This window comes from Halohasta sp. A2 (assembly GCF_056175805.1).
This window is the reverse complement of the sequence record NZ_JAQFWV010000016.1, coordinates 22654-42406: the sequence shown is the minus strand read 5'-3', so window position 1 is coordinate 42406 and position 19753 is coordinate 22654. Positions and strand designations below refer to the sequence as shown.

Here is a 19753-nt window from a genome sequence, read left to right as displayed (position 1 = left end):
CAGCGATCAGTCGGCCTGCTGGGGCGGCTTCGCAGTAACGTACGTGGTTAGATCGATCGTCTCGCCAGCGTCGTCAGCGGTTTCGTACGGTCGGCCGACGATGATGTCGCCAGCGCGCTGTCGACCGATGCCAGGGAGTGCTTCGAGCTCCTTCATGCTCGCGCTATTGACATCAAGCGGGTAGGGAACCGCGGTTACCGACCGATAGCCGTGGTCGACGACGACCGCGTCGATGGTCGTCTCAAGCGGGTGTTCGCCCGGAATCCCAACGAGGAGGGGATAGGTGCCCAGTTGTCGACCGAACGTCCGGCCGTCCTGATGGTATTCGAGGTGGACGTCCGGGAGGACGGTACCCTGCGGCGTAACGCGCTCTAACATCGGCTGGTCGATCTCCTGGCGGATCTCTTTTTTGTATGATTTAAATAGCTCTTTGTGCTCCTGGGCGATCTGCGCGCCCGTGTCCGACATCTCGGTGCCGTCGAACGCCATCACCTGCCGGATGTTGATCCGCCGGAGCATCAACCCCTCGTCGTAGACGCGCTGGAGGAACTCGCGGTTGTGTTGGTAGGTCTCCTCGCGTTCGGCCTTCAGGCCGTGGAGAAGGTTGATTCCCGGCAGGAGTTTGGGGAGGCGGTTGGCCGCCGAGTCGCCGTGGCTCGGAGCCGCCTCGGACGCCTCGCCGGGTCGCCAGCCCGCCTCCTCGTTGACGATCTTGACGGCTTCGAAACACTCCTCGGCCGAAACGTTGAGATTGTTTTCTGCTTGGACGAGGGGGTCGGCCGATTCGAGTCCGAAGGCGGCGGTGTCGCCAGGGGTGTTGTGTTCGGCGATGATCCGAATCCCTTCCCGACTCTTTTCGGGCCACTTGGAGATCGTAATCGGGTTCATGTTGTCCAAGTGGAGCGTTTCGAGGTCGGGCGCGACCGTTCGGATGCCGCCGTACAGTCGACGAAGCGCGTCGGGATTCGGTGCCTCACCGTCGCCACCGAAGGCGAGAATGTCGGCCTGTCGACCCAACCGGAAATGTTTGACACCGTAGTTCGACAGTTCGTCGACTTCCCGAACAACGGCGTCGGCGGTGCGGAACGCCGGATTCCCGTACAGCGGTTCGGTACAGAACGAACAGCGGTAGGCACAGCCACGCGAGGTCTCCATCTCGCAGATCAGATAGTCGGGATGGTTGGGGTGTTGTTCGACGATGAATGCGCCGCCGGGGGCCCAGCGGCTGAGTTCGTCGTTGTCCCGCATTCGGTTGTTGAACCCTTCGAGCCCGGAGTCGACCAGATCGTAGGCGGCGGCCTCGATGTCGCCTTTCGCCACGAAATCGTAATCCAAATCCCGGCGTTGGGTTTCGGTCGCCCCGGCGTTCTCGTCGCCGACGCCGAACCGGACCGGTCCGCCGAGCACCGAGGTGCCGTTGGCGACCCAGGCCAACTCCCGGACTTCGTCCGGTTCGGCAGGCGTCCCACCGACGTACTTGCCGGGGACGGTCATCCCACCGACATAGATAAAGAGATCAGCCTCGGCGACCGCCCGCCACTTTCGTTTCTCCTCACGGAGTTCGTCGATCGTGTGGTAGGTGATTTCCGACTGGGCAACGCCAGCGTCGACGAGTGCGCCAGCGGTAAAGCGTGGATACGTCGAGATGTACGGTGGCACACCGAAATGCGCCGGCTCGTCGACATAGCCGTCGACGATGGTGACCGAGAGATCCGACGGGTGAGTCATACGACGACGTTCGGCGTCGACGCGCTAAAACCGTGCGGTCTGGGCTCTCGGTCGAACTCTCAGGCTCCACGTGATTTATGCCTGTGGCGACCCTCTATTCGAGTATGCCTGCCACGGTCGAAGTTATTTGTGACAGTACGGACTGCGAACTCGACATGTTCGAAGTCCACTACACCTACGACGTCCCGGATGACCACGAGGTAGCCGAGTTAGTCTGTCCCTACTGCCAGAGCGGCACCGACCTCTCGGAGATCGAACTATGAACCGGCTGACAAACTACGGCAAGGAAGCGATCAATACGATACTCGAACAGGTCGGCCGCGGATTCGGACAGGTCCAAGAACGCAAACCGCTGGCTTACGATCTGTTGGAGACCGACGAGGCGTATCTCGTCGTGTTCGACGCGCCAGGCGCAACGAAAGACGACATTCAGGTCCGGTTTATGGACAACGAACTCGAAGTCAGAATCGATCGCTTTCGGGAGTTCTACGAGGGCTTCGAGATGCGATTCCCTGGCCGTGGACTGACGCTCTCCGGAACCGCAAAATTCCCCGACGACGCCAGCGTCACCGCCGCGAGTGCCAACCCTGCGGCAACACTCACGCGCTCGGGGACGCTCCAGGTGCGCGTTCCGAAATCAGAGGAGGCACGGACAGTGGCCGTCACCGACGAGTCGGTCGACGCTGGGGCCGACAAGACACCGACTCGACCGTCAGACACCGGGGGCGATGCCGACGCTGCCGACTCGACACAGATCGATATCGACGACCGGTCCGACGACCCGAACGGCTCACAGTAGGGAGTTCCTACTCGAGATGAATCCGTGCGAAAACGACTGTATTATATCCATTTAAATCGGTAGTTCGGCATCGGGATCGGCGACTCGGTCGACCTCTTGGGGAACCTCCCAGTCGGTCGTGAGTTCGAGCAACTGCGCCAGCATACGGCCGGTCGCTCCCCAGACGGTGTAGCCGTCGACGTGGAAAAAGTGGATGCGTATCGGCCCATACTGGGGGTGGTTTCGATGTTCGGACTCGTAGTTTGCGCTGTCGGTGAGATCGTCGACCGCCAGCCGGACAATTTCGGCGACCTCGTACTCGTCGGGCGTGTAGGGTCGATCGGGGACGACGCCGACGAACGGCCGAACGATGTATCGGGTGACCGTCTCGATGTCGTCGATCGCGCCGACAACGCCGACTTCTGTGGGTCGGAGACCGATCTCCTCGTCGGCCTCTCGGAGCGCCGTCGCCTCCAAATTCCCGTCTTCGGGCTCTCTGCCGCCGCCCGGAAAGCTCATCTGGCCAGGATGGGTGCCGAGGTGTTCCGACCGCTTGGTGAACAGGATCTCGTCGTGCCCGGCGGTTCGGATAATCGGGGCGAGCACCGCCGCCTCGCGCTCGGGATCGGCCAACTCCGATGGTGTGTACTGGCGTATGCCAGTCAAGTCCATATCTCTCCGTTGGGTGGTGTCCTCTTAATCCTGCGGGAGGAGGGGTTCGAGTTTCGATCTGACTGCGGCTGTCTCGACGGCTGCCCAGGCCTCGATATCGTAGCTTACATCCAACAACTCGGCGGCGCGCTCAGCGTTATCGGCCTCGACGACACCGTCGGTTTCCGAACTGAGCCGCTGGCAGACGTGGTCGGCGAGTCGGTCGCGGTCGACCGTGCGCCGCTCGACGTCGAGAATGTGCGGGAGGTCCTCGGCATTCGGCGGGAGGCTGGGAAACGCGGTCGGACCGACTGCCACGAGCGGATCGCCACCACCTTCGCCCTCGACAGGTCCGGATTCGTAGAGATCGGATTCAACGGGCTCGAACTCGACGAGCGCATACGAGTCGATGGCGGCTTCGATCGCCGCATGTAGCGCCGGTTCGTCGACGTGTGTCCCCTGTTTATATGCGAGTTCGGCCAGCGCGCTGGCGAGTTCGGCGTGCCGTAGTGCACCGAAGAGATCGACGACGCCCGCCAACTCGTCGTGTGTGGTCGACATATGTTCTGTCTGGGTCGGGCGACTGTATCGGTCTGTCGCCTTCTCACCGTCGACCGGGTTGGTCGGTCGGCTCGTCGAGTCTCGGCTGCGAGCCGTTCGCCGAAATCGCGTTCGGGTCGGCGCTGGCGGCCGCCCGGTCGGCGGCCGCGGCCTCGGCGACCGCCGCCGGCGAAACCGGTGCGTTGCTCCACGCGGGGAGCCGGCTGTCGACGCTCGGCTCGCTGATCGTCGCGCTGTAGGCGTCGACCTGAGCGAGCTCGTCGCTCTTGTCGTAACTGAGGCCGTTGAACGCCGCATCCACCGCGTACTGCTCGACGAACCGGGCGGCAACCGACCGGTACCGCCCCGGGAGAGTGGTGTACTCGGGGTCGACGCCGTGTTCGCTCGCAACGCGAAAGAGGGCATCGCCCACCGCACCGCTCATCTCCGAGAGGCCCGCGGGTCCACTGACCGCGCGGTGGTCGTGTTCGTAGGCCCCGAGGTCGACTTGGGCCGTTCTTTCGAAGCCTGCGTGCCGGTAGGCATCGCCTACCGTCCCGATTTCGAGCCCCCACGACCGCTGAACACGAAGCTTCGAGATAAGTTCGCCCGTTGCCGCAAACTCGCCAGCCAGTGCGTAGCGGAACGCCGAGAGGTAGTCGATCACTCGCGCATCGGTTTCGTCGGCGAGCGTTCGAACCAGCGGCGCGTAGAACAGGCGAAACAGCCGACCGAACAGCGCGTTGTTCTCGACGCGGGCGTAGTAGCCCTTGCTGAACGAGTGGCCGTGTTCGAGCGGAAAGAGGAGGCGCGGCACGTCCCACCGGTCGTAGGTTTTGGTGTCGGCGTCGTGGCAGACGACGTACGGCCAGTCGAGAACCTGGCCGAGTGCGAGCCAGACGTCTCGGCCCTTTCCAGCCTCACCGTCGAGGCTGTGGTCGGCAAGCAGCCGGTCGACGCGTGGGCCGCTACACCACAACACCGTCGCCGAGAGATCGAAGCTGTCGACCCACTCGCAAAACGGCTCGACCGTCTCGGGTGTGGCTCGAAGCGGGATCACGACTCGCCCGGGGTCGACTGCGGCGAGCTCCGAGAGAACGTTCTCGGCTGCGAGTCCACCGTACTCGCGTTCGGTCATCGGGACGACGACCGCCGTTCTGTCGGTCGGTCCAGTCGGCTGGGGCGCACACAGCTCGTGGAGCGTTGTGATCCGCTCTTGGACGTACTCCATTCGTTGGATTGCATAGGAACTGTTCGGGGATATGCCCCTCGGTTCGGCGGCTCGTTGCCGGTTCACGACGGCAGTTTGTCGAGCCGCCAGCCGACCCCGAGCCCCACCACACAGAGTCCCAACCCGAGCGCGAACAGGGCGAATATCAGGTCGTATCCCATTCCGCTTTCGGCCAACGTGCCGACCGCCGCCGAGCCAGTCGCTTGAACAGCCATCGCGGTCGCGCTGAACACTGCGTAGCCGCTTCCCCGACTCTCGTCCGGCAGTGTCGCCAACAGATAGGTGTCGACCGCTGGGTACAGCGTGTGGATTACGAAGCCGATCATCGTCGTCGCAATGACGAGTGCCACTACCCCTTCGGCGCTCACCAAGAGCAGTACACAGCCGACGAACGACCCCAAGATCCCTAGCAGGTACGGGATGATCGGGAGTCTGTCGGCGAGTTGGCCGCCGACAAAAAAGGCCGGAACGCCCGCAGCGAACACGAGCGTCAACATTCCCTCTGCGGCGCTCGGAGCGAACCCTTTCGCGCGCATGTAGAGTTCGTAGAAGTTGAACAGCCCCTGCCAGAGGAACGATGCAGCCCCGATGATGACGATCCCGGTGAGGATCACCTTCCACTCGCGGCGCGCCGCACCGAGCACCGACTGATCATCGAGACCCACTGCCGGAAGCGCGGTTTTCCTGGCTTCCTGCCATGTCAGTAGGGTCACGCCCGCGGCGGCGACCGAGATGAGAACGAACGAGAGTCGCCAGTCGACAATCACCGAGAGTGCGACGAACGGCGCGGCGATCACGGCGGCGATCTGGCTGGCGGTGCCGTGAATTCCCATTACACGGCCGATGCGCTCTGGAAACAGCTCGCTCAAAAGCGGGTTGGCCGCCACGAAGTAGCTCCCCGAGGCGATTCCCATGAGAAACGCGCCAGCCATCAGTTGTGGAACCGTGACGGCTGCGGCTGCCAGCCCTGCAGAGGTCGTGAGCACTCCGCCGGAGATGAGCACGACCCAATGGCGCGGGACACGGGTTAGCAGCCACCCGGCCGGCAGTCTGAGCGACGCACTTCCGATCCACGCCAGCGTCGCGATGAAGCCCGCAGTCTCTTCGCCGATAGCGAACTCGACGATGAAGACGTCCAGCAGTGGGGCGAAAACGATCCGGGCGAGATTGACCAGAAAGACGAACCCACAGAGCGAGCCGAACAGTCGACGACGGGACACACTCGACTGGTCGGAGGCCCCCATCCCAAACGTTTCGACTCGATTGTTCCGATGTTCAACAGTTCTCCACAGCCAAGAGGTTTTTACGGTGGCGTTCCTACCACGTTCCAATGAAGTCGACTCGGAAAGGACTCCGCGAGGGCGAGTTGGACAAAGACAACTACGGGCGAATTATCTGCGCAGGCTGTGGAGAAACGCTGAAAAAGGCAAACGACCCCGACGAGGTCTTTTCGGTCCGGACCTGTCCGGAGTGCGCCAGAGAGTGGAAAGAACTGCGCTAAACGAGTTCGCCGAGCGGTGAGAGTCCTGCAGCGTCGACAGCAACTATCTGAATCGGAACGTTTCGAGGTTTTTCGGTGCGAACGTCCGCATGTTGAACTCGTGGTAGAGCGCCGACGAGAGGTCCTGAACCGAGCGTTCGTCACCGTGGACACAGAGTACTTTTTCGGGTCGTGGGTTCATCGTCCGGACGAAATCCATCAGCCCTTTTCGATCCGCGTGGCCTGAAAAGCCGTCGACGGTTTCGACGCCCAGATTCAGTTTGAGTGTGTTCGATCGACCACCGCCGTAGCTGTCGTTCATCGGGATCTCGTTCCAGCCGTTCTGGATCCGTCGACCCATCGTTCCCTGCGCCTGGTAGCCGACGAAGACGAGTTTTGAGTCCGGGTCGGGCCCAACGTGACGAAGCCACGACATGATTGGGCCGCCAGTGACCATCCCGGAGGTAGAGAGGATGATACACTGATCACCATCTGCGACCTCCTGCCGTTCTTCTTCACCGGCATCGATGTGGTTGAACTGCTCGGCGAGGAACGGGTTTTGATCGTCGTGGAAAATTCGGTTCTGGAGGTCGTCGCGAAGGTACTCGGGGTAGGTGGTGTGGATCGCGGTCGCCTCCCAGATCATCCCATCGAGATGGATTGGCATCGTCGGAATCTTGCCGGTTCGCATCGCCTCTTCGAGCACGAGCATGATCTCCTGTGATCGTCCCACGGCGAACGCCGGAATCAGTACCTTCCCACCGTCGTCGTAGGTTTCGTTGATCACTTCGAGCAGTTTTTCTTCCGAGTCTTCCTGATCGGTCTGATAGTCGTTTCGACCGCCGTACGTCGACTCCATGACGAGCGTTTCGACTCTGGGGAAGTCGTTGACCGCACCGTTGAACAGGCGGGTGTCGGTGTAGTGGATGTCGCCCGAGAAGGCGACGTTGTAGAGGCCGTCACCGATGTGGAAGTGGGTGACCGCTGAACCGAGAATGTGGCCCGCGTTGTGGAACGTGATTTTTACGTCCGGTGCGATATCGGTCACGTTGCCGTATTCGAGCGGGATGGTATGTTTGATCGTTTCGCGGACCTGTTCGGATTCGTAGGGTGGGGCTCGACCCTCTTTGGCTGCGACATCCAGATAGTCCAACTGAAGGAGGCCCATCAGATCGCGTGTCGGCTCCGTACAGTAGATCGGGCCGTCGTAGCCGTATTTAAATAAGAGTGGCAGTAGTGCCGAGTGATCCAGGTGGGCGTGAGTGAGAACGACGGCGTCGATCGAGTTGGCTCCTGAGCCGAGGGCTTCGGGCACCTGTAGGTAGGGCACTTCACCCTCCGCGCCGGGTTTGTCGCCGCAGTCGATGAGGATTCGCGTCTCTGCAGTCGACAGAATGAAACTCGCGCGTCCGACCTCACGGCAGCAACCCAGCGTCGTGATGCGGACCCACTGATCGCGGCCGATCTCCTCGCGGTGAATCTGTCGACCCACGCGTTCGAGAATATCGCGTCTGTCGTCACGCTCCTGCTTGAGGAAGTTTCTGACGTTGGAGACGGTCGACGATTCGATCGGTGGCGTCCGGACGACCTCGGGAGTCCAGCCGACCTGTTTGGTGATATCGCGGAGCGTCGAGCCGTGTCGACCGATTACCATGCCGGGTTTTTCCGCCTCGATGACGACTTCGCCGGTGTCCTGGTGGAAATCGAGATCGGTGACACCAGCCTCATCAGGGATCACTGAAAGGATTTCGTCTTCGGCGGCTTTCGGCGAGGAGAGCGCTTCGGGGTCCGGTCGAACCGTAATTCGTTTTCGGAGTTTGCTGGCGAGGTTTCGGACGAGATCCCCGTTGCGGGCGAACCGCTTTGGGTGAGGGGTGTAGATCACCAGCTCCGGGCCCTCGTAGGTGACGCCGGAGACGGTGATATCGGCCGGAACCTCGGTGTCGATCTCTGCTTTCAAATCGTCGAGCTGCTTGTCTACTGAACTCATAAGTCGAAGAAATTCGTGTTGTGTCGGGCGTGGCTCCCTATCGTCGACCGCTTAGTGGCGGTCGCTGCCAGCACGTTTCGGTGTACTGTGGTCCGCGAGCGGTGGTCGGTATGGAACATACTCTCAAAGGACTCTTCGATAGGTGCGACTGCGGGAACAGACAGTGAAAACCCGCTTACTCGACAGTATACAACCCTCGTTATAAAACCCTTCGCAAAGACGTAAGCGAACTGCGATTCTGGGTCGATATATGAATCTCACATCCCAGCGTGTCGACGCCGAGTACAGGTGGGTCCGCGAGCGCGCGCCGACGGTCGTCCCGATCATCAACGAGACCCGCGACCGGCTCGGAACACTGTTCGAAACCGACGTCGACTCCGTGAGCAAAGCTGCTTATAAAAACGAGGTCGACATGGTGTTCGCCGACGGCGAGGTGGCGGTCAACGTCGCGGGCTACGTCGGCCTCCTGCGAGAACTGGATGTCGAGGGCGACTATCCGGGCTTCATCGTCGACGAGATCTTGGGTCGAGAGTTGGCCGCAACGATCGCTGGAGGCCAGCCGCTGGCGCTGTTGGCGCAGGCGACGTTTCATTTCACGGATATCCATACCCACGGCGACGACGGACAGAAGGCGGGCGTCGACGATCTGGATGCGGCGCTGGCGGCGGGATTCCAGACGCGGCTGCCGGGGTGGGAGTGGCGCGAGACTGAGAGTCCGTTTTCCGTACCGTAACCAGTGTTTACGGGGATGTAGCCAGCAACTACTGATATGGAGTTCTCAGTGGTCCACGGCGATATCGCCGCCCAGAGCGCCGATGCACTAGTCAACGCGGCCGGAACGAGTCTTCGAATGGGAAGCGGCGTCGCCGGTGCACTCCGCCGCGCCGCGGGCGAGAAACTCAACGAGGAAGCAATAGACAAGGGCCCGGTCGACCTCGGCGAAGTCGTGGTAACTGACGCCTATGACCTCGACGCGGAGTACGTGATTCACGCGGCAGCAATGGCCCACTATGGAGACGGCAGGGCCACCGAAGAGAGTATTCAGGCCGCGACAGAAAACGCACTCGAAAAGGCGGACGAACTGGGCTGTCAGTCGCTCGTGATACCGATCCTGGGAACCGGCGCAGCTGGATTCGGATTCGAGCGTGGAGCGGAGCTGGTCTGTTCGGTGGTCGACGACTACACCTCGTCGACGGTACAGGATGTTCGGGTAATAGCGTACTCGGACGCCGACTACGAGATGGTTCGGAAGGTCGCAGAACGAATCTAACACAGCTATTTATAACCGCTATTCGTATCGTACTGTAACGCATGTCGGAGTCGCTGTACGCAGCCATCGGTGGGCAGGAGGGCGTCGAGGGTGTTGTGCGGGATTTCTACCAGATGGTCTGTCACGACCAACAGCTCCGTGAGTACTTCGATGAGACGGATATGAACTCGCTTCGAACCCACCAGACGGAGTTTCTCAGTATGGTCACTGGTGGTCCGGCCGACTACTCCGGCAGGGAGATGCGAGAAGCCCACGCAAGCCTCGACATCTCACCGGTGGATTTCAGTATACTCGTCGACTATTTGGAGCAGGCACTCGTCCAAAACGGCGTCAATGAGGCCCAACGAAGCGAGATTCTCTCGGTGATTGCAACGTATGAAGACGCCGTGCTCGATCGGTAAGGTCGACCAAGGCCACCGCTATCGAGGGTAAGTCATTAAACGCGCAGCCGATCGGCTCTCGTGTGTAGGACGCTCAAAAATGAAGTGTTGCAGTGTCGCCCGAAGGCGACAGTGTAGTCAGTTAGTTACGAACGACGTTGGTCGCTCGTGGGCCTTTGGGAGACTGTTCGATATCGAAATCGATCTCCTCGCCCTCTGTAAGATCCTCGCCGCCGACATCTTCCATGTGGAAGAATACATCGTCGTCAGAATCGTCAGTCGAAATGAAACCGTAGCCACCTGTGTCGTTGAAGAAGTCAACTTTACCGTGTGCCATTGCAAACAAACGTATGGCCCACCCACGGATAAGACTTCTCCGAGACGTGGTACCACGACCGTTGGTAACCTGATAGGTCAGTTAGGGTGTGAGTAGACCAGCGTGAACACACCGAGTTTATTTGTCCGCTGGACGGAGATTCGCCAATGAGTAGCGATAGCGACCAAGACCTCGGTATTACCGAACGTAAACAGTACAACACCGGCGAGTGGTACGCCGAAGTCGTCCAGAAAGCTGGCCTCGCAAACTACGGCCCCGAAGGCATGAGCGGGTTCATCGTCACGCGCCCGCGCGGGTACGCCCTCTGGGAGTACATCCAACAGGAACTCGATCGCAAATTCAAGTCGACGGGCGTTCAGAATGCCTACTTCCCGATGATGATCCCCGAAAGCTACCTCGAACGCGAAAAGGACATCGTCGAAGGCTTCGACCCTGAGGTGGCGTGGGTCACCCACGGCGGCCACGAGAAACTCGAAGAGCGACTCGCGGTCCGCCCCACGAGCGAATCGATTATCGCGCCGTACATGGCTCAGTGGGTCCGCAGCCACCGTGATCTCCCGATGCGAGTCAACCAGTGGTGCTCGGTCGTCCGGTGGGAAGCAACAGAGACGAAGCCCTTTTTCAGGACGAAAGAATTCCTCTGGCAGGAGGGTCACACGGCTCACCAGACCCACGACGAGGCGTGGGATGAGACGATGACCCGGCTCGATCAGTACGCCGAACTGTACGAGGATCTGCTGGCGATTCCCGTACTCAAGGGCCAGAAACCCGACCACGACAAGTTCCCCGGCGCGCACACGACAACAACAGTCGAGGCACTGATGCCGGACGGCAAATCCGTCCAGGCAGGTACCAGCCACCACCTCGGCACCTCCTTCGCCGAGGCGTTCGACATCACCTTCTCCGATGAAGACGAGGAAACCCAACCGGCCCACACCACCTCGTGGGGGCTGTCGTGGCGTGCGATCGGCACACTGATCATGACGCATTCGGACGACCAAGGGCTCGTTTTGCCCCCAACCGTCGCGCCCGAACAGGTCGTCATCGTCCCGATCTGGCAGGAGGACACCAAAGACGACGTGCTTGAGTACGCCGAGGGTGTCTACGACGACCTGGTCGACGCGGGCATCCGGGTCGAACTCGACGACCGCGACGAGCGCAACCCCGGCTTCAAGTTCAACGAGTGGGAGCTCAAGGGCGTTCCCGTGAGACTCGAAATCGGCCCCCACGAGGTCGACGACGACGAGATCACCGTGGTCCATCGGCCGGACGGCGAGTCGACGGTCGAACCCCGCGAGGAGATCGCCGAGACGGTCCACGATCACTTCGACGAGGTGTACGCCAAACTGTACGCCACTGCCGAAGAAAACTTAGAGGAGAACGTCCGTGAGGCAAACTCACGCGAGGAGATTCTCGGCACGCTTGGGCCGAACAACGGCTACGTCAAAGTGCCGTGGTGTGGCGACGAGGATTGCGAAGAGCCGATCAAAGAACCACTCTCTGCGGAGATCGTCATGTGTCCGTTTGACGACGACGAGGCGGTCGACGAAAGCGACACATGTGCGATCTGTGACGAGCCCGCGACCCAGACGGCGTATTTCGCGAAAAACTACTGACGTCCCGCCATCGCTGACCAACGCTCGTTCGTGTTCGGCAGTCTCGTCGACACCGTGTCCTATCTGTTCGCCACGGCGTACAGTAACTCGCTATTATAATTTATGTAGTACTATGAAGATCAATGACCTTCAACTTCCTAATATGTGGGTAAGGAACCCTTATCCCTTCATCAGTAGGCATTTATTTCACCGATTGTTCTGTCCATGTATGACCAAGCCACACAGTGATACCCATGCGCGTGATGAACACGCGTACGATGGGACAGTTGGGCTTGCGGACCCGACTGATGAGCGATCGAACTGCGGTGTAGGGGCTGTCGTCGACCTCGACGGCGGTGCCTCTCACAGCGTCGTCGAAGACGGGATCGAACTGCTCTGTAATCTCGAACACCGCGGCACGACGGGCGCAGAGAAAAACACCGGCGATGGGGCTGGAATCACCATCCAGCGGCCTGACGAGTTTTTCGAGGCCGTCGTCGGCAATCTCCCTGAAACGTACGCGGTCGGCTCGGTTTTCATGCCGCAAAACGACGCGGTTCGCGCCGACATCGTCGACCTGTTCGAAGCAACGCTCGCCGAGTACAATCTCGAAGCCATCGACTGGCGGGACGTCCCGACCGACAACAGCGAACTCGGCAAAACCGCCGTCGACTCCGAGCCCGACGCGTGGCAGGTATTTGTCGCCCCTGACGGACTGTCGACCGACGAGTTCGACCGCGCGCTATACCTCGCGCGCAAGGAGATCGAGGCTGCGGTCGACGAGATCGAAGGCGCGGGGCGATTCTACGTCTGTTCGCTCGACCGCAAAACGGTCGTATATAAAGGATTGCTCACCAGCGAGCAGCTCGAAACGTACTATCCGGATCTGAGCGACGAGCGAATCAAGAGCACGCTCGTGTTGGTCCATGCCCGGTTTTCGACCAACACGCTCGGCGCGTGGCATCTCGCCCACCCGTACCGCAAGATCATCCACAACGGCGAGATCAACACCATTCGAGGAAATATCAACTGGATGCGCGCCCGAGAGTCGGCGCTCGAAGACGAGGCGTTCGGCGAGGACATCGAGACGCTCAAGCCGATCACGAAAGCCGACCAGTCGGATACGGCCAGCGTCGACAACGCGGTCGAACTCCTGCTTCACTCGGGCCGGGAACTCCCGCACGTTCTCCGGATGCTAATCCCGGAAGCCCACGAGAACGACGATCGGATGGACCCCGAACGTCGCGAGTGGTACGACTACCACGCCAGCTTGATCGAGCCGTGGGATGGCCCCGCGCTCGTCGCTGCAACCGACGGCGAGAAGATCTCGGCCGTCTTGGACCGCAACGGGCTGCGACCCTGCCGGTACGACGTCACTCAGGACAACCGCCTCATCGTCGCCAGCGAGGTCGGCGCGATCGACACCGAACCCAGCGAGATTACCGAGCGCGGTCGACTCCAGCCCGGCGAGATCTTCGTTGCCGACCCAGCGGAGGGTCGCGTCATCCCCGATGCCGAGGTGTTCGACGAACTCATCGACGACCGCTACGGCGAGTGGGTCGACGAACACCAACAGGATCTCGACGACATCGCGGGCGACAGTCTCGCACCACAGGACGACGTCGACGGGCTTCGGGCCCACCAGGCGGCCTTCGGCTACACGACCGACCAGCTCAACCACCTGCTCGAACCGATGGCCAACCAGGGCAAGGACCCGGTCGGCTCGATGGGTGACGACACGCCCCTCTCGGTGCTCGGCGAGTTCAACCGACCGCTGTTCACCTATTTCAAACAGCTTTTCGCCCAGGTCTCGAACCCGCCAATCGACTACATCCGCGAGGAACTCGTCACGAGCCTCCAATCGCGGCTCGGCAAGCAGCGGAATCTGATGGACGAGACGCCCGAACACGCCCACCAGCTCGTTCTCGACTCACCTGTTCTCACCGACGAACAGACCGCCTCGATCAAGGATCTCTCGCGAGACGCCGACGGCTTCGAGTCGACGACCCTGGAGATGACGTACGATCCCGAGACGGATCTCGAAGACGCTATCGAGCGCCTTCGCGCCGACGCCCGTGAGGCAATCGAGGCGGGTGCGGACATCATCGTGCTATCGGATCGCAATACGGGCGAGGGGCGGATTCCGATTCCGAGCCTCCTTGCGACTGGCGGGGTCCACCACGACCTCGTCCGCCACGGACTGCGGACCGACGTCGGCCTCGTCATCGAGTCGGGCGACCCACGCGAAGTTCACCACCTCGCCACGCTGGTCGGCTACGGCGCGGGCGCGGTCAACCCGTATCTAGCCTATCAGACGATTTCGGATCTCTGTGCTGGACCCGACGGCGCAGACGAAGAGGAGGCCATCGCGGGCTACATCAACGCGCTCGAACACGGCCTACTGAAGATCATGGCCAAGATGGGTATTTCCACGGTCGAATCGTATCAGGGTGCCCAGATCTTCGAGGCTGTCGGGCTTAGCTCCGATCTGATCGCCGAGTACTTCGAGGGCACCGAGATCAGAACGGAAGGCATCGGTCTCGACGTGATCGAAGACGATGTACGGACCCGCCACACGGTCGGCTTCGGTGTCGACCCCGAACTCGAAACCCAGGGTGAGTACGAACACCGCTCGTCGGGAATCTACCACCAGTGGAACCCGAAGACGGTGGGGACGCTCCAGCAGGCGGTCAGAAGCGGCGACTACGAGCGCTACTCGGAGTTCGCCGACCTGATCAACGAACAGACCCAGAACCTCCAGACGCTTCGTGGGTTGCTCGAGTTCAGTTCGGATCGTGAGTCGGTTCCGCTCGAAGCGGTCGAGCCGGTTCACGAGATCGTCACGAACTTCTCGACTGCGGCGATGAGTCTCGGGAGCCTCTCGCCGGAGGCTCACGAGGTCAACTCGATGGCGATGAACCGAATTGGTGGCAAATCCAACACGGGTGAGGGTGGCGAGCCACCGGAACGCTTCGACACCGAAAAGGAGTGCAACGTCAAGCAGGTCGCCTCCGGTCGCTTCGGCGTCACCTCCCAGTACCTGAGTTCGGCCGAGGAGATTCAGATCAAGATGGCCCAGGGTTCGAAACCCGGCGAAGGTGGCCATCTCCCCGGTCGAAAAGTAAACGAGATGATCGCGCATGTCCGGTATGCAACGCCGGGGGTCGGCCTTATTTCGCCGCCACCGCTGCACGACATCTACTCGATCGAGGACCTCAAACAGCTGATCTTCGATCTGAAAGCCGCCAACCCCGAGGCGGACATCAACGTCAAACTCGTAAGTGAGGCAGGGATCGGAACGATCGCCGCGGGTGTCGCCAAAGCGAAGGCCGACGTGGTCCACATCTCCGGCGACTCCGGTGGGACCGGGGCTTCGCCGAAGACGTCGATCAAAAACGCCGGGCTCCCCTGGGAGCTCGGACTCGCCGAAGCCAACCAGATGCTGTGTGCGACCGGCCTCCGCGACCGGATCAAGATCTCGGCCGACGGCGGGATGAAAACCGGCCGCGATGTCGCGATCGCCGCGCTGCTCGGAGCCGAGGAGTACACCTTCGGGACCGCGGCGCTCGTCACCGCGGGCTGTGTGATGGCCCGGCAATGCCATGCCAACACCTGTCCGGTCGGCGTCGCCACCCAAGACGAAAAGCTCCGCAACCGGTTCCCGGGTCAGCCACAGCACGTCATCAACTACATGACGTTCATGGCCCAGGAACTACGCGAGATCATGGCCGAACTCGGTTTCACGTCCTTGGACGAGATGATCGGACGGCCCGAACTTCTCAGCCAGCGCGAGACCGACCATCCGAAGGCCAAACATCTTGATCTGTCGACGGTCATCGCGCCCACGGCGGGCGACCAGCGCCGAAAGGTCCGCGAACAGGACCACGAGGACATCGAGACCCAGCTCGACTGGCAGCTGATCGACGAGGCCGACGCCGCGCTCGAATCAGGTCGGCGCGTCCAACTCGACCACGAGATCAGCAACGTCGACCGCGCGGTCGGCGCAACGCTCTCGAATACGATTTCGGGCCGCTACGGCGGTGAAGGGCTCGGCGACGACACGATCTCGATCAAGTTCGACGGGATCGCGGGCCAGAGCTTCGGGGCGTTTCTCGCCTCGGGTGTGACGATGGATCTCACCGGCGCGGCAAACGACTACGTGGGCAAGGGCCTTTCTGGTGGGAAACTGATCGTCCAGACGCCCGAGACCGCGGGCTACGAGGCCGACGAGAACATCCTGATCGGCAACGTCGCGCTCTATGGGGCAACCCAGGGGGAGGCCTACATCAACGGCGTCGCCGGCGAGCGCTTCGGCGTCCGGAACTCCGGTGTCAAGGCGGTCGTCGAAGGCGTTGGCGACCACGGCTGTGAGTACATGACCGGTGGCGTTGTCGCCGTGCTCGGCGAGACGGGCCGGAACTTCGCCGCCGGAATGTCCGGTGGTGTCGCCTACGTCTACGACGTCGACGGCGAGTTCGAATCCAAGCTCAACACGGGCATGGCGACACTCTCCGAGGAACTCACCGCTCAGGACGAACGGATGCTGACGCGGATGATCGAGAACCACGCCGAGTACACCGGGAGCGAGCGGGCGGCTGAACTGCTCGACGACTGGGCGGCCGAACTCGGGAACTTCGTTCGCGTCTTCCCAGACGCCTACGCCAACGTGATCGAAAACGAGGGCGCAGACGACGTGCGCGAAGAACTGCCAGAAACCGCCTCGGCCGCGGTCGACGCCCAACTCGACGCCGAGGCCGTTTCGAGCGACGACTGAGCAGCCGGTCTGTTTTCGTTTCTCGGGTTTGATTCGCGCTATTCGCCCACTCAGTAACGCGGATGCGTGCCTCCGACGAGGTGTTTAAACACCACGAGCACGCCAGCGTGAAACTCGACGAGGATGACGACGCTCACGACGATGATGGTGACCTGAATCGGCGTTGAGAGCAGACCGAGCGAGGCCATCAGCGTCGTCACACAGGCTGGCGCGTGAATGAGGTCCGTAGCGAACATCCCCCAACTCGTGAGGATAATCGAGAGGCGAGAATAAACGCCGACGGACCGAGACTCGGAAAGATAAACGGTTGGACGCTTGCCCACGAAACGAGCCCGAGGACGGTAAACAAGAGCCCGGCATACAGGCTCGTTCCGAGTTGTCGACGGAGCATTACTCGCGTTCACCATCGAAGCCTCAAAACCGCACATATTCAGTCGGTCGCTGTACGATCGGTAGCCAATCACTACTCTCCGATCGAGTGACATACCGCAGCAAGCATCGATCCGTCGGCCGGTCCCCACAGATGACTCACACAGCCGCAGTCGGAGGCCCCGAACGAGTCGACGCGTCGACATCCTGCCTCCGAGTAGGCTCGCGCTAACGCACATTCGATGTCGCGGTCGGGAAACGTTTCGACAGCGTCCAGCCGGGTCGCGTCCGACCCCAGCAGGTAGTCGACGTGCCAGTGTCGAACGTTGTGATCACCGGCCGCAGTCCGGCGGTGGCGGTCGACACGCGAGAGCCCACCAGGACCGAACGCGCTGCCAACGTAGGCGTAGCAGCCAGCCTCGAACGATAGCGACCCGAGCGCGCCCACGTCGATGGTGGTCGACCGCTCGCAGTCGACGATGAGAACGTAGGACCCTGCGTCGGCCATGTTAGTCGGCGGCTACTCCAGCGGTTCCATCGCTGTCTCTCGCTCCTTCATCGCCATCGCTGCGCTCCTGCAGCAGCCGAATTCGTTCGGGGATCGGCGGATGGCTGTAGTGGAACGTCGCGTACAGGGGATGTGGGAACGGGTTAGCGAGGTTTTCATTCGCCAGTCGAGCCAGTGCGTCGACCATTGGTCTCGGGCCCATCACATCGGCCGCGAAGGCGTCTGCCTCGCGTTCGTGTTTCAGCGAGAGCCTGTTCGAAAGCGGTGCGGTGAACTGGAGCAGTGGGCCGACGATCAGGACCGCAAGCAGGAGCCCCGCGTAGGTCGCCGTCTCGGGAATCCCGAACGCAGTATATAACGGGCCGAAAGAGACGAGCAGTCCGAGAGCCCCGAAAACGATCCCCATTCTGACCGCACTGGCGGCGAACTGTTTCCAGATGTGGGCTTCCTTCCAGTGGGCGAGTTCGTGAGCGAGAACACCCTGGAGTTCGGGAATCGCCATCGAGTCGACCAAGGTGTCGAACAGCACGACTCGCTTTGTCCGACCAAACCCAATAAAGTAGGCGTTGAGTTGCGTCGAGCGGCGGCTAGCGTCCATCGTGTAGATCTCGCTCGTACTGAATCCCGCCCGCTCGAAGACGTCTTCGACGGCCTCGCGCAACTCGCCTTCGTCGACGGATTCGAACTCGTTGAACAGCGGGGCGATCACGCGCGGGTAGAGAATCTGCATGACGAGCGAGAAGGCAACGAACAGCAGCCAGGCGGCCAGCGGCCACAGCGTCGGCAGCGCGCTTATAAAGGTGAGCACCGCACCGCCGAGAATTGTCGTGAAAACGAGCGAGATACCGACGGTGACGAGTTTGTCGCGGGTGAACAGACGAGGTGTTTGTTGATTAAAGTCAAACACCTCCTCGATGCCGAACGTCGAGACGATACTGAACGGGAGCGAAAACAGCTGTGCGGCGACAAGGAGGCCGCCGAAAAAGAGGATGCCCTGAACGACAGTCGACACCCCGGTCGCGGCGAGGAGTCCGACCGCCCAGTCGAGCGCGCCAGCGTACAGCACGATCAGGAGCACGACGAGGCCGAGCCACGACTGAAGCTCCGAGAAGGCCGTGGTGAGTCGGTGGTAGCCACGGAGTTCGTCGGGGTCGTCGATATCGAGGGTTTCGGCGAGCCACTCGCGTTTACGGTCGACGAGCCGGTCGGCGTGGCGAACGTCGAGTACCGACAGTGCGGTAAAAAACACCTGTGTGCCGACCAGCAGGCTGATAAACCCGATATGGAACTCTGGAGACTGCATTACTCTGTGTTCACGAAGGCGCTGGCTGGCCTAAACAGTGTCTCCATCGGCGTAAAAACTCGACCGTTCTTCCCGAGTCTATGGCTCAGTTCTCGGTGGAATCTCGCTCGGTGTCCATCTCGGCGACCTCCTCTTCGAGCCACTCGCGGAACCACTTGACGCGCTTGAGTCGCTGGTGGGCGATCGATTCGGCGGTATCCGATTCGAGCCGTTCGACATGGTCCTTGCCGCGCTGGAACACACGGTCGACCATCCGGGCAGCATCCATGTGGGTTCGGGCCTCGTAGCCCATCCGCAACAGCATGAGCGCCGTACCGTTGGCGCCGATCTTGTCGAGAATGTCTGCCTCGATCAGACACTGGGTTTCCAGCGAAAGGTCGCTCAACGAGCCATGGTGCGAGTGCGCCTCGATAGCCGCACACACCTCTTCGATGAACGACTGGGGAAACTCACACCGACTCGTGAGATACTCGCGGGCGACGCTGGCTCCCTCTTCGGCGTGAATGTCCTGTGGAGCTTCCAGCTTCGAGATGTCGTGAAAGATGGCCGCGACCGTAACGACATCCAGATCTGCACCCTCTTTTTTAGCTATCTCTCTGGCGAGGTCGACGACGTTTTTGATGTGGTTGAACCGGTAGTCAGCGCTGTGCCACGGGTACCAGCGCATTCGGCCGCCGTCGTCTTCGGTCTGGACGCTCGCTGACAGATAATCGTAGACGAACTGCTCCATCTCGGCGACCTCGTGGTCTGTGACCCCTGACTCTTTGATCTCAATTCCCATGGGGCCACCTCCCTGGAGGACTAATAGGTAGGTTCATT

Annotated in this window: 18 protein-coding genes and 1 pseudogene; 8 read left to right on the top strand and 11 right to left on the bottom strand. The window is 61.2% G+C overall.

The window, feature by feature from the left end; genetic code table 11:
- Positions 1-6: 6 nt before the first annotated feature.
- Positions 7-1728 carry a radical SAM protein gene (locus O2S87_RS07070; protein ID WP_475408097.1) on the bottom strand — a complete coding sequence of 574 codons (1722 nt, stop codon included), beginning with the start codon at positions 1726-1728 and terminating at the stop codon, positions 7-9.
- 104 nt (positions 1729-1832) lie between these two features.
- Here O2S87_RS07070 and O2S87_RS07065 point away from each other — a divergent pair, with 104 nt between their 5' ends.
- Both O2S87_RS07065 and O2S87_RS07060 read left to right on the top strand, forming a co-directional pair.
- Entirely contained in the window at positions 1833-1991 is a 159-nt protein-coding gene (locus O2S87_RS07065; protein WP_475408096.1) for a DUF7559 family protein, read from the top strand.
- Positions 1988-2527 (top strand): Hsp20/alpha crystallin family protein, encoded by a 540-nt coding sequence (locus O2S87_RS07060; RefSeq protein ID WP_475408095.1) that lies wholly within the window; start codon positions 1988-1990, stop codon positions 2525-2527. Before O2S87_RS07065 ends, O2S87_RS07060 begins: the two co-directional genes overlap by 4 nt.
- A 51-nt stretch (positions 2528-2578) precedes the next feature.
- Here the strand turns inward: O2S87_RS07060 and O2S87_RS07055 are convergent, their stop codons facing one another.
- The 4 genes from O2S87_RS07055 to O2S87_RS07040 form a co-directional block, all read right to left on the bottom strand.
- Entirely contained in the window at positions 2579-3178 is a 600-nt protein-coding gene (locus O2S87_RS07055) for an NUDIX hydrolase (RefSeq protein ID WP_475408094.1), read from the bottom strand.
- A 24-nt stretch (positions 3179-3202) separates the two neighbouring features.
- Entirely contained in the window at positions 3203-3718 is a 516-nt protein-coding gene (locus tag O2S87_RS07050; protein ID WP_475408093.1) for a DUF7109 family protein, read from the bottom strand.
- Between the two features lie 43 nt (positions 3719-3761).
- A complete protein-coding gene (locus O2S87_RS07045; protein WP_475408092.1) occupies positions 3762-4928 on the bottom strand; it encodes a glycosyltransferase family protein in 1167 nt (388 codons plus the stop codon).
- A 62-nt stretch (positions 4929-4990) separates the two neighbouring features.
- The gene (locus O2S87_RS07040; protein WP_475408091.1) at positions 4991-6148 is read right to left on the bottom strand and encodes an MFS transporter; all 1158 of its coding nucleotides are present in this window, start codon (positions 6146-6148) and stop codon (positions 4991-4993) included.
- 110 nt (positions 6149-6258) lie between these two features.
- Between O2S87_RS07040 and O2S87_RS07035 the strand changes: the two genes are divergently transcribed.
- A complete protein-coding gene (locus O2S87_RS07035; RefSeq protein WP_475408090.1) occupies positions 6259-6429 on the top strand; it encodes an HVO_0758 family zinc finger protein in 171 nt (56 codons plus the stop codon).
- 43 nt (positions 6430-6472) lie between these two features.
- Here the strand turns inward: O2S87_RS07035 and O2S87_RS07030 are convergent, their stop codons facing one another.
- Positions 6473-8398, bottom strand: coding sequence for a beta-CASP ribonuclease aCPSF1 (locus O2S87_RS07030; RefSeq protein ID WP_475408089.1), 1926 nt, complete (start codon positions 8396-8398; stop codon positions 6473-6475).
- Between the two features lie 250 nt (positions 8399-8648).
- Between O2S87_RS07030 and O2S87_RS07025 the strand changes: the two genes are divergently transcribed.
- Genes O2S87_RS07025 through O2S87_RS07015 form a run of 3 tightly spaced genes read left to right on the top strand, consistent with a single transcriptional unit; the run spans position 8649 to position 10069 of the window.
- Entirely contained in the window at positions 8649-9131 is a 483-nt protein-coding gene (locus O2S87_RS07025; protein WP_475408088.1) for a DUF7984 family protein, read from the top strand.
- A gap of 36 nt (positions 9132-9167) precedes the next feature.
- Entirely contained in the window at positions 9168-9668 is a 501-nt protein-coding gene (locus tag O2S87_RS07020) for a macro domain-containing protein (RefSeq protein ID WP_475408087.1), read from the top strand.
- 41 nt (positions 9669-9709) lie between these two features.
- On the top strand, positions 9710-10069 hold the full coding sequence (locus O2S87_RS07015; protein WP_475408086.1) for a group I truncated hemoglobin: 360 nt from the start codon (positions 9710-9712) through the stop codon (positions 10067-10069).
- Between the two features lie 121 nt (positions 10070-10190).
- Here the strand turns inward: O2S87_RS07015 and O2S87_RS07010 are convergent, their stop codons facing one another.
- Positions 10191-10385, bottom strand: a complete 195-nt coding sequence (locus O2S87_RS07010) for a cold-shock protein (RefSeq protein WP_256396407.1) — start codon at positions 10383-10385, stop codon at positions 10191-10193.
- Positions 10386-10531: 146 nt separating this feature from the next.
- On the opposite strand from O2S87_RS07010, the gene proS reads away from it, so the two are divergent.
- Together proS and gltB are read left to right on the top strand one after the other, a co-directional pair.
- On the top strand, positions 10532-12001 hold the full coding sequence (gene proS, locus O2S87_RS07005; RefSeq protein WP_475408085.1) for a proline--tRNA ligase: 1470 nt from the start codon (positions 10532-10534) through the stop codon (positions 11999-12001).
- Positions 12002-12209: 208 nt separating this feature from the next.
- Complete coding sequence (gltB, locus tag O2S87_RS07000; protein WP_475408084.1) at positions 12210-16754, top strand: glutamate synthase large subunit; 4545 nt, start codon at positions 12210-12212, stop codon at positions 16752-16754.
- Between the two features lie 50 nt (positions 16755-16804).
- Here the strand turns inward: gltB and O2S87_RS06995 are convergent.
- The 4 genes and pseudogenes from O2S87_RS06995 to O2S87_RS06980 all read right to left on the bottom strand — a co-directional run bounded on the left by O2S87_RS06995 (position 16805) and on the right by O2S87_RS06980 (position 19715).
- Positions 16805-17145: pseudogene (locus O2S87_RS06995) on the bottom strand (hypothetical protein).
- Between the two features lie 72 nt (positions 17146-17217).
- Positions 17218-17631: a GIY-YIG nuclease family protein gene (locus tag O2S87_RS06990; protein WP_475408083.1), complete on the bottom strand. Its 414-nt coding sequence runs from the start codon at positions 17629-17631 to the stop codon at positions 17218-17220.
- A gap of 1 nt (position 17632) precedes the next feature.
- Positions 17633-18934 (bottom strand): M48 family metallopeptidase, encoded by a 1302-nt coding sequence (locus tag O2S87_RS06985; protein WP_475408082.1) that lies wholly within the window; start codon positions 18932-18934, stop codon positions 17633-17635.
- A gap of 85 nt (positions 18935-19019) precedes the next feature.
- Positions 19020-19715 carry an HD domain-containing protein gene (locus tag O2S87_RS06980; RefSeq protein WP_475408081.1) on the bottom strand — a complete coding sequence of 232 codons (696 nt, stop codon included), beginning with the start codon at positions 19713-19715 and terminating at the stop codon, positions 19020-19022.
- Positions 19716-19753 lie beyond the last annotated feature (38 nt).